The 12862-nt window shown below is 51.6% G+C and carries 14 protein-coding genes; 4 read left to right on the top strand and 10 right to left on the bottom strand.

Annotation, left to right across the window (positions count from 1 at the left end):
* Positions 1-186: 186 nt before the first annotated feature.
* The gene (locus tag NST08_RS09460; protein ID WP_144866493.1) at positions 187-1044 is read right to left on the bottom strand and encodes an ATP-dependent DNA ligase; all 858 of its coding nucleotides are present in this window, start codon (positions 1042-1044) and stop codon (positions 187-189) included.
* An 862-nt stretch (positions 1045-1906) separates the two neighbouring features.
* Between NST08_RS09460 and NST08_RS09455 the strand changes: the two genes are divergently transcribed.
* Entirely contained in the window at positions 1907-2212 is a 306-nt protein-coding gene (locus NST08_RS09455; RefSeq protein WP_321184925.1) for a DUF5316 family protein, read from the top strand.
* A gap of 168 nt (positions 2213-2380) precedes the next feature.
* On the opposite strand, the gene NST08_RS09450 is transcribed toward NST08_RS09455, so the two are convergent.
* From NST08_RS09450 to NST08_RS09440, 3 genes are read right to left on the bottom strand one after another with little or no spacing between them, the layout of a single operon-like run.
* Positions 2381-2521, bottom strand: coding sequence for a cyclic lactone autoinducer peptide (locus tag NST08_RS09450; protein ID WP_144878386.1), 141 nt, complete (start codon positions 2519-2521; stop codon positions 2381-2383).
* On the bottom strand, positions 2484-3047 hold the full coding sequence (locus NST08_RS09445; protein ID WP_186311185.1) for an accessory gene regulator ArgB-like protein: 564 nt from the start codon (positions 3045-3047) through the stop codon (positions 2484-2486). Before NST08_RS09445 ends, NST08_RS09450 begins: the two co-directional genes overlap by 38 nt.
* The gene (locus tag NST08_RS09440) at positions 2983-3666 is read right to left on the bottom strand and encodes a hypothetical protein (RefSeq protein ID WP_144878385.1); all 684 of its coding nucleotides are present in this window, start codon (positions 3664-3666) and stop codon (positions 2983-2985) included. The genes NST08_RS09445 and NST08_RS09440 overlap by 65 nt, the downstream gene beginning before the upstream one ends.
* A gap of 802 nt (positions 3667-4468) precedes the next feature.
* Here NST08_RS09440 and NST08_RS09435 point away from each other — a divergent pair.
* Positions 4469-4759, top strand: a complete 291-nt coding sequence (locus tag NST08_RS09435) for a hypothetical protein (RefSeq protein ID WP_007129532.1) — start codon at positions 4469-4471, stop codon at positions 4757-4759.
* Here the strand turns inward: NST08_RS09435 and NST08_RS09430 are convergent.
* From NST08_RS09430 to NST08_RS09415, 4 genes are all read right to left on the bottom strand, one after another.
* The gene (locus NST08_RS09430; RefSeq protein WP_210095538.1) at positions 4725-6386 is read right to left on the bottom strand and encodes a hypothetical protein; all 1662 of its coding nucleotides are present in this window, start codon (positions 6384-6386) and stop codon (positions 4725-4727) included. The genes NST08_RS09435 and NST08_RS09430 overlap by 35 nt on opposite strands.
* Before the next feature lies 1 nt (position 6387).
* On the bottom strand, positions 6388-7173 hold the full coding sequence (locus NST08_RS09425; RefSeq protein ID WP_007129530.1) for an ABC transporter ATP-binding protein: 786 nt from the start codon (positions 7171-7173) through the stop codon (positions 6388-6390).
* A 71-nt stretch (positions 7174-7244) separates the two neighbouring features.
* Complete coding sequence (locus NST08_RS09420; RefSeq protein ID WP_007129529.1) at positions 7245-7784, bottom strand: GNAT family N-acetyltransferase; 540 nt, start codon at positions 7782-7784, stop codon at positions 7245-7247.
* 4 nt (positions 7785-7788) lie between these two features.
* Positions 7789-8439, bottom strand: a complete 651-nt coding sequence (locus NST08_RS09415; protein ID WP_028406154.1) for a TetR family transcriptional regulator — start codon at positions 8437-8439, stop codon at positions 7789-7791.
* A 225-nt stretch (positions 8440-8664) separates the two neighbouring features.
* On the opposite strand from NST08_RS09415, the gene NST08_RS09410 reads away from it, so the two are divergent.
* Positions 8665-9141: a L,D-transpeptidase gene (locus tag NST08_RS09410; RefSeq protein WP_007129527.1), complete on the top strand. Its 477-nt coding sequence runs from the start codon at positions 8665-8667 to the stop codon at positions 9139-9141.
* A gap of 99 nt (positions 9142-9240) precedes the next feature.
* On the opposite strand, the gene NST08_RS09405 is transcribed toward NST08_RS09410, so the two are convergent.
* Positions 9241-9624, bottom strand: coding sequence for a VOC family protein (locus NST08_RS09405; RefSeq protein WP_007129526.1), 384 nt, complete (start codon positions 9622-9624; stop codon positions 9241-9243).
* Positions 9625-9737: 113 nt separating this feature from the next.
* On the opposite strand from NST08_RS09405, the gene NST08_RS09400 reads away from it, so the two are divergent.
* Complete coding sequence (locus NST08_RS09400; protein ID WP_007129525.1) at positions 9738-9899, top strand: hypothetical protein; 162 nt, start codon at positions 9738-9740, stop codon at positions 9897-9899.
* A gap of 214 nt (positions 9900-10113) precedes the next feature.
* Here the strand turns inward: NST08_RS09400 and NST08_RS09395 are convergent, their stop codons facing one another.
* On the bottom strand, positions 10114-12852 hold the full coding sequence (locus NST08_RS09395; RefSeq protein WP_210095539.1) for an alpha-mannosidase: 2739 nt from the start codon (positions 12850-12852) through the stop codon (positions 10114-10116).
* Positions 12853-12862: the final 10 nt, after the last annotated feature.

Genomic DNA, 12862 nt, shown 5'->3' with positions numbered 1-12862 from the left:
GAATCATATCATACACCTTCTTCCTGCGTTCTTATGTAAAAGAAAAAGCCGCCTAAGGGCAGCTTTTTATCCTTTCAATCTCCTTCAGTTGTATCTCCGTTATAAGTTATTTCAGGTCAAGTAATCCCTTCTATTTTTCCTTACAGCCATAGGTTTGATAAGAAGAGGGGATTTTCCTTCTGCTATTCAAATGACAAATTCAACAAACGCCGGCGACCGCAGCATGCCTGCCTTGGTCCAGTTCCGGGTTTTCACCTTCGCCCGGATCCGTGGTTTCAGGTGAACGAAATTTTTATCCTCACCCGTTACAAGCTGCTGGCTCACTCCGTAAAAGGCTCGTTTGGCCTTCGGCGGCACGCCCAGCTCGACAATACCAGTCGGCCGCAGACGCCCGTTTTCCGTCATCACAGTCGTTAACCAACCGAATTCTTCTTTCCGGTAGCCGGTGATAAACACTTCGGCATAGGTCCAATTGATGACCTTCTGCCAGGCTGGTGATCGGCGACTCTCGTACCGGCTGCCCTGAAGCTTCCCGACCATCCCCTCGAGCTCCTGGGCCCTCATTTGCCCAAACAGTGCCTCTCCTGCTCCCTCCACAAAGGGTATGATACCGAAGTGTCTGTTCGGCATGCTGATGCCTGCCAGAATCTCTTTACGCCTCAGCAGGGGCAACTCTCGAAGGTCCTGCCCCTTGTATCTCAGGATGTCGAACGCAACATAGGTCACTGGCGATATGTCCATTAGCTGCCGGATACGCTGCTCCTTCTTGGCCTGGAACCGGGTCATGACGTTTTCGAAGTCAACCAGCCCCGTCTGCGGATCGGTACAAGCAACCTCACCATCCAGAAGGATATCATGTTCAAACGGCTTCAGAAGCTCGGGATACTGCCGCGTGCAGCATGTCTCATGCCGGGTATACAACTGGATTCGGCCGTCCTCCTGGGAGAACAGGAGCCGGTGCCCGTCGATTTTGGGCTCAAATATATAATCATTGTGGCTAAATGGGCCACTTGCTGTCTCTAATAACATCGGGCTAATAAACATAGGAACACCTCTCCATCGATTATACCTTTTGGCATGTTCTATGAGAGGCGGTAAGTATTGTAAATCACAACATGAATATCATCCAAAACTCTTTGTTCGGGAACAGCACGAATGGACGACAATCTTTAACCAATCCTTTCAGCGGGGGGGATCAAGTATAAAGAGGCTAGACCGTCATTCTCACACCACACTTGCAGCAGGAAACTGAAGAAGTATTCGGAGTTAAGTTTATACATTAATGATCACAAAGATTTGTTGGCACGTGCTCATATCCCCCATTTCACAGTTGATAGGGATTTAGGGACAAGAGGGTAACAAAAGACGGCTCTGCTCTCCTTTTTGATCCATTTTCTTTGGACTCATCTGCCCTCATTCCTATGCGTCTAGTATCATACCGAATGCCGTATATACCTTCGTAGCTGTTATAATTACCTTATAGTAATTGAATCCGAATCCAAAGATAATTCTGGAGGTTTCTCAAAATGAAACTTATCACTCTGGTTTTTCCATTTATAGCCACGATACTGCTCGTATGGATTGTTATGATCCTCTTAAAGCGCATGAAAAAATAAAAAACTCACAACTGAACCATCCCGACGGGGTACTTATTCGTATGTAGCTATGACCATGAACTATTTCTTTGTCCTGTACAGCTCTCCAAAAGTGACTCCTTTCTATCCCTCCGATGGGTCAATAATTAGAAGAACAATCCCATGCAAAACCGTTTCTTAAACGCTCTAACCCTTATCCCCCTTCTTATAGCTTCCTAATCCTTATTCTTCTTCCTTCACATCGCCCTTCCTCAAGAAATCTGACGGCAAGGCTGCATCCATTATTAATCACCGAAACAACTTCCTCAAAAATGCATAACCAATCCCGCTTAACAGGCGTTCTAAACGATAAAGAGTATGGCGGGAGGAACTCAATCATGGATCTGCTCTTATATGCAGGTATTGCTTGCATCCTGGTAACGGGGCTCTTATCTGGCGCATGGACGACGGGATACCAGCAAAGGGGGAACTTTTATGCGGATTCGAAGGATGATCGGACATCAAAAAAGAAAGCGGCCAATGGGTTCTTTATAGCCGAGCCGGGATCGTATTACTATCAGCGGCCGGGATTGTGTATCTTTTTAAATGATCATAAAAGCACCCCCGCTTCCACATAACCATTTAATGTTCCAACGATCCTGCTCCTCACCTACTTTCCAGCCTATTATGGATCCTTCAAAAAAAGATTGTTAGGTGTATCCATAACAAACAGGAGCCGGATACATGCATCCGGCTCCTTGTCAGGATGTTTCAAGGGGAGACAGCAGGAGTCCCCTGCCGTCACTTCATTTCAGCAATTCTTCCGGTGTCTCGCCGCGGTACACAAATAAAGGGCTTGCGGAATTGACAACAAACACCGAAACCATCGTCAGGGCCGATGCGACACCGCTATAGAAGCGGTGTTTCGCTTTGCCGATCCGGGACATAAGAGCCTCCTCCTCTCCATTGAACTAAACTGACCGCTTGGATGAAAAATACGATCGCTAACGTTGGAGATTGAATCACAATATTCACCGCCACAATCAAACAGCTGATCAGGCGAAGTTTAGGGTAATGCACGCTGGATATACGGGATTGGTCCTTAATTCGGCTCGGGGCAAAGCGGATGACAAGCAGCAAGCTTGCCAAGTTCAGAAGTTGTATGTATAAAAGGCCCGGCTCGAGAAAGGACACCAGGGTGAACAATCCGGTTGTCACGGCAATGCATGCGGCTCCGGATTTCAAATGCATCCCTCCCGAGAACTGCCGCAGGACGGCAAAGCCGATCAGGGATAGAGCCGCCTGCCCCGTATTGCCGGTCAACCATGCGATCAGCATCGTTAGCGATACGATCAGCACCACATTTAACACAATGGCAACAGCATGTGCCAAGACGGGGAGAGTCGATTTATGGTCGGGTACTTGTCGTTTGATCCTCTCTGCGATCCGTTTGGCGGTTTCCTCTAACAACATGGCGATCCCGCTCCTCCGATTGGATGGCATAGTACAAGAAGATTCCAAAAGTACTGGCAAAGAAAACAAAATGAAGCCACAAATGGTTCAGATAAAACAAGATGGCGACCAAGACGAGCACGATCGCGATGAGGACAATCAAGAGAACATGCTCGAATTTCAAACGTGTCCTCTCGATATTAAAATGAAAGCCGATACCGAGTTTATACATGACCCAGGCGGCCAACAGTCCTGTTCCTGCACTCAGCACCTGAAGAATGTATCCGTCAACATGATCGGTTTGCACAGTCTCAACCGAGCCGAATATCAAGGACAAATAGGCAACCTGAATCACGGCATACAGCATGTAACCGATCATCGTGCAAACGGCAGACCAGATGACAGGAATCTTGATAATGGTCGAGTATAAGAACAGGAAGATCAGAAGGGTAATTAACGGAACTAGAAAATCCAAATGATACTCATTGCGCAAGATCAGGCTTTGAACATTCGCCAAGGTCATAACCAGCAGAGCTTGACCCAGGTGCTGGGATATGGGGATCCGCAGCAGGCTCATGATCAGCCAATGAATCGCCAGTGTTTCTAATGTTGAAAAAAACATAAATAAGACAGCTTCCATACAGGACAATTCCTCCTTGCAGCTTAAGAATGGTTAAATGATTCTACGCCACTCCTCAACCCGAACCCTGGAGCCTGCCAACAATCCCACCACCGAATTCGTGATGCCGGCTGAAGAAAAGACATGTGGATATCGAATCGAGACGTCACATATGATGCATGTTCTTGAGGCCTATTCCGGTGGCGACTACCGCTTTCTTAAAAATGCCGGGAATCTCTGATGGAAAGCACAAATCAATAAACATGTATCGATGTTGAAGTTTGGCATAAATGTTAGCTTGTCCAGAACATATTCCATTGAACTGACCCTGACGACCCTCACTTCATTCACTGTGAAAATCTAAGTATGATTATATAAGGCAATGCTGCAGATTTAACAGGTAATTTAATACAAATGTGGCGTCAGAAGAGCAATCTGTAGAAATGTATCCCTCTCGGAAGACGAAGAAGATGATTTCGTGAAGGCTGAAACCATGGAGCGTGAAATGATGTTGGTAAATATAAAAGATGCAAACCGGTTGCAAGAGACTTAGCAGGATATCCTTATACCTATTATACAAGAACATGTGTTCCCATTCAATCCTATTCAATCTTTTTGCACGAACAATTTCACATCTGGAAAATACCGTATCTGCACAATAACTACCGCCGAGATGGGCTTCTCGGCTTGCGTTCAGCCCGGTGGATAGGAGATAGCTTAGTATCGCTTATCCCATTTATCAGTTACGATATAAAGAAAAAGTGCCCTGAAGCACGACTCTGCTTCTAGGACACCCGATTTCATTTGAAAGGCGTGTTCATATATGCGTTTCCGAAAATCCGCCGCCATCCTTTTTCTCTTGGCCATTCTCCTGTCCGGCATCGGAACAAGCTATGCCATGGATTCCCGCCCGATCGACAACGAAACGGAACAGAGGCTCCGTGACGCCTATAACCTGGAGGCACCGACAGAGGACCTGTTGCCCAGCTTCCGGAGCGAGGGTGACTTCGGATTTACTCCGGATGCTCCCCTCTTCCTGCCCGAACTCATGAAATATACCTTCCATCCCATTCTGATCTTCATTCAAGAATGCTTGTTCGGCCGGCCTTGGTGAAAAGCTTCGTCCACAGCCATCCGTTCGCGAACAGCAGCAGAAGGATATAGGCCGGAGCTCCGAACGGAACCGTGCTGCTGGCATAATGCAATCCTCCAAGTCCGCCCAGCACCGGAAATGACAGCAACACGATCCAGCCGTCTTTTTGCTGGGTAACGCTAAAGGCTCTCGCAAACGGCGGCGTCCGCAGCATGGCTTTGGCAGCTACAGGAATGAGCGCAAGCCCGGTCAGCAGGATGATGACCAAATCCCAAACGATCCGCATGCCGAACAGGCTCAGGAAGATCGCAGCATTGACCGCAAACAGCGGCAAAAACATTTTCACGGCATACGCCTTGAGCGTTCCCCTGTAGAGAGGTCCCAGCGATGAGAGCGGTGCTGCGCGAAATAGCCAGAACGCTTTTGGTTTACCGGAGTATTTCAGCATCATCACGGTCGTTATGACCATGACCAGCATAGCGTATAGGACGTAAAAGGATGACCCCGACCGGATTTCCGCCAGTGTCGAGCCCCTGAGCGCCGTAAAGAAAAACAAATAGGGCAAAATCATCGATAAGCCGAGCGAAGGATAAACCTTAAGCTTAAATTCCCGTTCGCTCTTCATCATGCTGGCCGACAATCGGAAGCATGCCTGTTCTTCACGCGTCCTGCAGAACCATCTGGCAAGCGCCCGGTCCGCGCGTCCCCGTTCCTTTCCCGATCCCGCGTCACTGTGCGACAGCTTCTCCAGAAATAATTCAAATGACGGGATATAGCGGAGATAGATAAGCAGCAGCGCGACAGGGCCGGCTACGGCCATAAGCGAGAAAGCGATAATCCAAGGGTCCGTTTCCCCGCCAAGCAGCCACGCAAACGGGGCCGCGAACCAAACCGGTGGAAGCAGCAGCTGCCACCAAGCCGGCGTAAATGAAATATTGAAATCAACCAGCTCGAACGAACGGATCACGAACTGATAACCGATGGCTATGACCGCGGACAGGCCAATCTGAACGTAATTGATCAAATCCTTGAGCTTTTCCCCGTCCCAGTACTTGAGCAGCAGCAGATAAACAAGCGTCGTAACCGCCAAGATGAGGAGATTCATCAGAATAAGCTCGATAAGATAAATCAGGAAGAACATCACGCCGTTGATCAATAAGCCGGTCACGAGCGAAGCGGCCGACAGCGAGGCTGTGAGCAGCAGCATATATATGCCCGCATGGATGGATCTTGCAAGACCGACCGTACGCCCGTCTACCGGCTTCGTCATGAGTATGCTCCGGTCGCGCACATCCAGCAGCACCGACGAAAAGTCCGAAATCATGGAGGTCATAATGAAAAACATGAGGATGGCAGCCACGACACTCATTGCCATCATATAGTTTGGATCGCTAATGTACACGAACGGCGCGAGTACGATCCCCATCAAGCCGTACAGCCACAGGGATCGAATGAACAGGTTCTTATCCGCATCTTCCTCCTTCCGGTTCGTATTCGATAAGATGATGGGCACCCGGCGCGAATCCATCAGCAGCTTCACCTGCAAAATGCGGCGCAGCATCCCGTAATCGGCACCCATTCGGGTCAGGATCCCTTTGAATTTATCCAGCAGCAGCAGCGTCCGAAAGGACGGTTCCTGCGGCAGCATATCAAGAGCCCTCCCGAATGATCGAAACGAACCGGTCCGCAATCGCTCCATGGTTATGGAATCCGGTCAGCTGGTTGAACACCTCTTCCAAGGAACCTTCCTGCGACTGCTGCTGCAGCTCCTTAAACGTTCCGTCCGCTACAACGCGGCTATCGGCAAGCAGCACGATCCGGCTGCTGATCTTCTCCACGACGTCCATAATGTGAGAGGAGTAAAATATCGTTGTGCCCGCGGCCGACAGCTTGGCCAAAATTTCTTTGACCACCATGACGCTGTTCGCATCCAAGCCGCTCAGCGGCTCATCCAGAAACAACAGATCCGGGTCATGAAGAAGGCTGGATATGAGCAGCACCTTCTGGCGCATCCCTTTGGAAAAGGTAGCAATCCGCGAGTGATAGACCTTTCCCAGATCAAAACACTCCATCAACCTTTCTGCCTTCTCATAGGCTTCCTCGTACGAAAGCCCGTACAGCTCGCCGGTAAACGTCAAATACTCCGCCGGCGTCAGCTGATCGTACAGCTCCGCGACCTCGGGCACATATCCGATTCTCCGCTTGTACTCGACGCTGCCATCGGCAATATCCTGCCCAAAGATCCGGACCGTTCCGGTATATCCCTCCACCAAGCCAAGCATAATCTTGACGGTAGTGCTCTTCCCGGCCCCGTTCGGACCGATATACCCGATCATCTCGCCCCGGCGCACATGAAGATCAATTCCGTTAAGCACGTAGCGTCCATCATATTTCATCCTCAGATCCTGAATCGACAGCACTTCTTCCGTAGACATGATTTTTCGTTCTCCTGTTCCCCCATAATTTTTAACGCATGCCTTTACCTTATTATGGAAGATGATCAAAATCAACCTTTCTTGACATATTCGCTTTGCAAAATTCCCATATAGATGATGTCATGCCAGCTCCCGCCCCGGAACAGGCTCTGTCTCGCACTGCCTTCACGCGTGAAGCCAGCCTTCTCGTACAAACGAATCGCCCGTTGATTAAACGAGAATACGCGCAATCCCAGCCGGTGCAGATTCATTTCAAGGAAGGCATAATCCAGCAGGAGCCGCATCGCTTCGGCGCCGTACCCCTGCCCCCAGCAGTCTTTGTCTCCGATGTCGAGGATGCATTCCGCGTTGCGGTTCTTGAGGTCGATCTGGATAAGCGACATGATGCCGATCGGCTTGCCCGACTCCTTCAGCAGGAGCAGATAGCTTTTCGACGAGGCTGAGCCCATGATGACATGCTGCACAAAATCTCTGGTTTCCTCCATCGTGTACGCGTCCAGGAATGGACTCGTCGATTCCATAACCTCCTGGTCGTTTCTCCATGCATGATAGAGCTCGGCATCTTCCATGGTCATTTTTCGGCAAACCAAACGTTCGGATTGGAATAGCATTTTTTCACTCTCCTATGGATAAATCGCGATAACCATCCGTACTCGAGGGCTTCAGCATTAGCTTCAGTGTGTTCCGGAACACATCCAGCTGCTGTTCCGCCCAGGTCGCATCCGGTCCAAGCTGATACGTATCCAGCATCAGGCCGTTGAGAAAAGAGAGGATATACCCCGCAAGGCTCCGCGCATCCTGCAGCGGCTGGAACTCCCCCCGCTCCTCCCCGGCCCGAATCACCCGGCTGATCGCATCGACGGCATTCTCGTAACGCTGCCGGATATACGGATAATGCTTCTTGTCCTTCACATAGGCGGAGGAGAGAAAGAACTCTGCCCGCGCCCGCACCAGCGAATGCTGAAGCTTCATCAGATCCTGCTCGATTTCACCCAGCCACTTCATGAGCATCCCCCACACCGGGGACTGCAGTTCCGGCCCGGTCCACTGAAACAGCTCCTCATCGTCATATCGCAGCACTTCCATGAAGACATGCTCAAGATTGTCAAAATAAGCATACAGCGCACCGCGCGATATGCCGGCCTCATCCATAATGTCCTGCATGACGGCATGGGCGAAGCCTTTCCGGATGAAGACGCGTCTTGCGGCAGCCGCGATCTCCCGCTTCTTCGTTTCTTTGTACTCGTCGCTAACCCTCGGGCACATGGGCATTTCATCTCCATTTTTTAAAATAGACATTATTGTCGTTATTAGCATTCAGTATAAACGACATTGATGTCGTTTTCAATCAAGAACGGACCATTCTTTGAAAACGGCTTGTTCTATGAATGGCTTCCGACAAATCCGTCAACATTCGCGAAATGCTGCATATATATGGGGGAGAGCGAAAAGAGGTGATGCAACATCATAAGGGGGATCTACCGCGTACTCGTGTTTGCGCTTCTGCTGATTTTTCTTCTCCCGTCAGGAGCCCACGCCGCTTCCGGACAGAAGCTGGACAGCAAATACACCCGGTACGCACAGTTCATCGTCATTGACAAATCCAGCAACAAACTGATGTATTACGAAAAAGGCAAGCTGATTAAATCGTTTTCCGTAGCCACAGGAAAAAAGCCCTCCTATACGCCGGAAGGCCTGTTCAAGATTCACGAGAAGGTGAAGAACCGCCCCTATTACAAGGAACGCATCAAGGGCGGCGATCCGCGGAATCCGCTCGGAGCCCGCTGGCTTGGCATTAATGTAAAAATAAACGGAAAAGTCAGCTATGCATACGCGATTCATGGAACGAATAACCCCGGCTCCATAGGCAAGTACGTCTCCGCAGGCTGCATCCGCATGCATAATAAAGACGTCATCTGGCTGTATGACCGGGTTAAGATGAGCACGCCCGTCCTCATTCAAAAATAATACCGTTTTTACCCCAAAGCCGGACGTGACCTGTAATCGCGTACGGCTTTTTAAATATGTTGAATGCTGCTTTGCCCGCTTCGCATTCCAGGCTGGTGCCTAGGAGCCGTATTCGGCTCCGAATTCGATGATATTCCGGTCCGGGTCCAATACGAAGATTTGGGCAAAACCTGCTACGCTGTCGGGGCTAGCCACATATTCAACGCCCATCCGGTCAAGCCACGTCTTCGTTTCGCTGTAGCTCTTCACCCAGATCGAAAAATGACCGTCCGTCGTATCGATTCCCCGTTCCCGCAGCGTGTCGCTGATCGGATGCTCCAGCAAATGCAGCTGCTGATCGCCAACCTCATACCATATTCCCTTCGATTGAAACGGCGGACGCGGGATTTCCCGGAACTTCAGGATATCCGAGTAGAATGCCCTTGCCTTGTCCAAATCCCTGACCGCCAAGCTGACATGATGAATTCGCTCGAATTGAATCATGAATGATATCCCCTCCTTGCAATTGTGCATTTGATTGTATGATTGTTCATTGTACAGGAAAACTTATATAACGTTAATGACCCGCAAAGGAATTACAGAGGAGGAGCGAGTAGATGGATATTCACACGAATGAATATAAAATCGCTGCGTTAAACGGAAACGAAGGCACCTTGAAGGCGATTGAAGATGCGGAAACGAAAATTGCGGAGCTCACCGGCAAGGAGATTACGCTGATCGCCTACGAGAAAAAGCAGGACGGCAGCGAACAGCAGTAGGCTTATTTTGTCCTAAGAGACGAGCTGAACCATAAGAGCTTTTGAAAAATCCGTCCCGTTTAACGAATAAGGAGCTGCCCCTAAGCCAGGTTTTACGAAACCCGGATAGGCACAGCTCCTTTATTCATATGCGGCAAAGCCCGAGCTACTGCATTCGCAGACGGGCCTTGCCCTTGACAACGCATCGCTTCATGCTCAACGGTGAGTTTCTTGCTTAGCGGGCGGTCTTTATGCCCAAAGTGACGATTTCATAAGGTTTGACCGTCATGGAATAGCTTCCGTCTGTGCTGAAGGCTTGAACATCGCCCTCATCCTCCAGAATCGTACTCTTATAGACGCCTTCGCAAGCCAGTTCGGATTGCAGCCCGAGCTCTGCTTGCGTACCGGCCATGTTGAACCAGCGCAGCATCAGGTCGCCCGTCCGTTCGCTGATCTTCATCGAAGAGAAGGCCAGCTCCCGGTCGCTGCGGCTCCAGCCGAGCGGCGCGTACGTCGTCGGAATCGATCCTTCATGAATGCCGGTCTGTGCGGCCGTCCAAGGCACCTGGAACTGGTATGCTTCGGCGTAGGCGCCGGAGCCGATGCCATCGCCCTGATGCGGGATGACCTCCATGCGAACGGTGAATTCGCCGATGCACTGGGCTTCCGGCGTAGGGAAGTAGCCCCAGTCGCCAAGCTCGCCTACGGAACGAAGCAGCGTCACCGCAATCGTGTTGCGCCCGTCGCGCAGCACCTCGTATTCATTCAAGCCCTGATTCGCCACGGTAAGTCCGGCCTCCGAAGTGCTTACATCGACAAATGCCTGCTGGTGGGCCGTATTGCTCGGATTGGTCCACTCCTCTGCCGGCACATTGCTGCGCTCGGCAACCTCGAACATCGAGTCGACCAAATGGGTCTTCGTCTCTAGATCGGTCGGGAACAAGGCGCGCACGCGATGATCCTTCGCCCGGTTATCGAGGGTGGCCTCAATTTCAACCCCGCGGCCGCTCTTGTTCAGAGCAACGACGGTACGAATCTTCACCGGAACCGTCTCGGTGACCCGCTGTGCCTTGCGCTGCGGGTAGTATACAAGCTCGATCTGCTCCGCTTCCAATCTGCTGTCCGCCGATGCCGGGACTTCCCAGTCATGCACAATCTCGATGGCAGCCCGGTACGGCGTATCCTCTACCACCCGGATCTGCGCAGGTAGACCTTTCGTCGTAAGCGCTGCTTCGCCGTTCGGCTGTTTGTACATGTATTCGTTGCCGATGTCCCCGGTATCCTCATAAACGCCGAGGTCGCGGTACACCTGTCCGCCCTTTTTATCGGTCAAGGTAAAGGATCCGTCTGCAGCAATTTCAACCTTCAGCCATGCGTTCTCCAATACGTTCTCTCCGCTGATCAGCGAAGCTCCCTCCGGAGCGGCTGCACCGCTCTTGACCCAAGCGTACGTAGCGAAGCCGACAGCTGGCACTTCACTTGCCTCGAAGGTCAATCTGACCCTGCGCGCCATGTACGGCTGACGGAACCGGTCGTCCGGCAAATCGTAGCCGAACTGCACGCCGAGATCCTCCACCGTGCAAGGCAATGCCTCGCCCTTGTCATTAACGAGTACGCGGCCCGACAGGTCCAGTTCCTTCATCCGGCGGCTCGTTTCTTCCAGCGTAAAGCCTTCGCGGAAATAGAGGCGCCCCGCGTCAAGCTCGATCGTAACCGTTCCGCTGCGGCTCCAGCCGGTCGTATTCCATACGACCAGCGGCAGTGCATCCTCGCCATACTGCGTGAAAGCCGATGTATCCACCGAATCCGCAATCACGCGCACGCTGTCCGCTACGATCGATTCCGCCACGTGACGGCTCTTCTCAAAGCGCGTCACCATTTCGCGGTGAACCTCGTCCACGCTGCAGCCGCAGATGCTGTCATGCGGATGATTCTGCATCAGCGTCTTCCAGGCATACGTGAACAGGTGGTGCGGGTACTCCAGGCCGAGCAGGCTTGCATGGGATGCAAGCGGCTCCGCAACCTTCTCAAGCAAAGTCTGCCCTCGCTGGTTCATCTGCTTCAGGTAGACGCGCGCCGAGGCAGTGTTGACCAGGGTGCCCCAGCCGTCCGTCCGCTGGCTGCGCAGCTCGCCCTTCACGGAGGACAAATCCTCAGGCAGCTTGTCCCGCAATGCCTTCAAATAATCGTCGAAGTTCGAATGGATGAACTCCGTGTCCGGATACAGCTTTCTTGCCGTGCGGATCGCTTCCGCAAGATCGCGCTGGATCGGCTGATGGTCGCACCCGTTCATGTATAGCAGCTCCGGCGTCGATGCATATTTCTCGGCATCTGCCAGCTTGCGGTCCCAGAATTTGCGGGCTTCCTCTTCATCCACGGGAACCTCGTTTCCGTTGCTGTACCAGTTCGCGAACAGAATGCCCAGCACCTTGGAGCCGTCCGGGCTCTCCCACATTAATTCGGAGAACGACGACTCATAGCCGCCGTCGGAGACGGTGTTATTGAAGCCCGTCGGCTTCACGCCGCGTCCGAAAAAGGCATTGTCGATCCCGGATTGACGCATCAGCTGCGGGATTTGTCCCGTCAGCCCGAACGTATCCGGGAAGTAACCGATTTTCGCCACGGAGCCGTAGCGTGCCGCATCCTGGTGCCCGATCTGCATGTTCCGCACGTTGGCTTCGCTGCTTGTCAGGAACGCATCCTGCAGAATATACCACGGGCCGATGATGATGCGGCCGTCCGCGATCAGCTTCAGCAGCTGCTCCTTCTTCTCGGGTCTAACCTGCAGATAGTCCTCGATGATGATGGTCTGGCCGTCAAGGAAGAAGCTGCGGTACTCGGAATCCTTCTCCATCGTCTCCAGCAGGCTGTCCATCAGCTGAATCAGCCGGACGTGATGCTTCTCATACGGCAGATACCACTCTCGATCCCAGTGCGTATGTGAAATGATATGTGCTTTTCTCGATTGTTCCATCTCTCGCGTC

Source organism: Paenibacillus sp. FSL K6-1566 (assembly GCF_038050475.1).
Taxonomy (GTDB): Bacteria; Bacillota; Bacilli; order Paenibacillales; family Paenibacillaceae; genus Paenibacillus_AQ; species Paenibacillus_AQ lactis.
Note: the sequence above shows the minus strand (reverse complement) of the source record. Positions and strands in the feature narration are given on the sequence as shown.

Bases quoted from the DNA above. Each gene is read 5' to 3' on its own strand.
- NST08_RS09430 (WP_210095538.1), bottom strand. From the start codon at position 6,386: ATGCTGCCGCAGGAACCGTCCTTTCGGACGCTGCTGCTGCTGGATAAA.
- NST08_RS09450 (WP_144878386.1), bottom strand. From the start codon at position 2,521: ATGTCCCGGATCGGCAAAGCGAAACACCGCTTCTATAGCGGTGTCGCA.
- NST08_RS09395 (WP_210095539.1), bottom strand. From the start codon at position 12,852: ATGGAACAATCGAGAAAAGCACATATCATTTCACATACGCACTGGGAT.
- NST08_RS09455 (WP_321184925.1), top strand. From the start codon at position 1,907: ATGCATAACCAATCCCGCTTAACAGGCGTTCTAAACGATAAAGAGTAT.
- NST08_RS09460 (WP_144866493.1), bottom strand. From the start codon at position 1,044: ATGTTTATTAGCCCGATGTTATTAGAGACAGCAAGTGGCCCATTTAGC.
- NST08_RS09435 (WP_007129532.1), top strand. From the start codon at position 4,469: ATGCGTTTCCGAAAATCCGCCGCCATCCTTTTTCTCTTGGCCATTCTC.
- NST08_RS09425 (WP_007129530.1), bottom strand. From the start codon at position 7,173: ATGTCTACGGAAGAAGTGCTGTCGATTCAGGATCTGAGGATGAAATAT.
- NST08_RS09405 (WP_007129526.1), bottom strand. From the start codon at position 9,624: ATGATTCAATTCGAGCGAATTCATCATGTCAGCTTGGCGGTCAGGGAT.
- NST08_RS09415 (WP_028406154.1), bottom strand. From the start codon at position 8,439: ATGTGCCCGAGGGTTAGCGACGAGTACAAAGAAACGAAGAAGCGGGAG.
- NST08_RS09420 (WP_007129529.1), bottom strand. From the start codon at position 7,784: ATGCTATTCCAATCCGAACGTTTGGTTTGCCGAAAAATGACCATGGAA.
- NST08_RS09400 (WP_007129525.1), top strand. From the start codon at position 9,738: ATGGATATTCACACGAATGAATATAAAATCGCTGCGTTAAACGGAAAC.
- NST08_RS09445 (WP_186311185.1), bottom strand. From the start codon at position 3,047: ATGTTGTTAGAGGAAACCGCCAAACGGATCGCAGAGAGGATCAAACGA.
- NST08_RS09440 (WP_144878385.1), bottom strand. From the start codon at position 3,666: ATGGAAGCTGTCTTATTTATGTTTTTTTCAACATTAGAAACACTGGCG.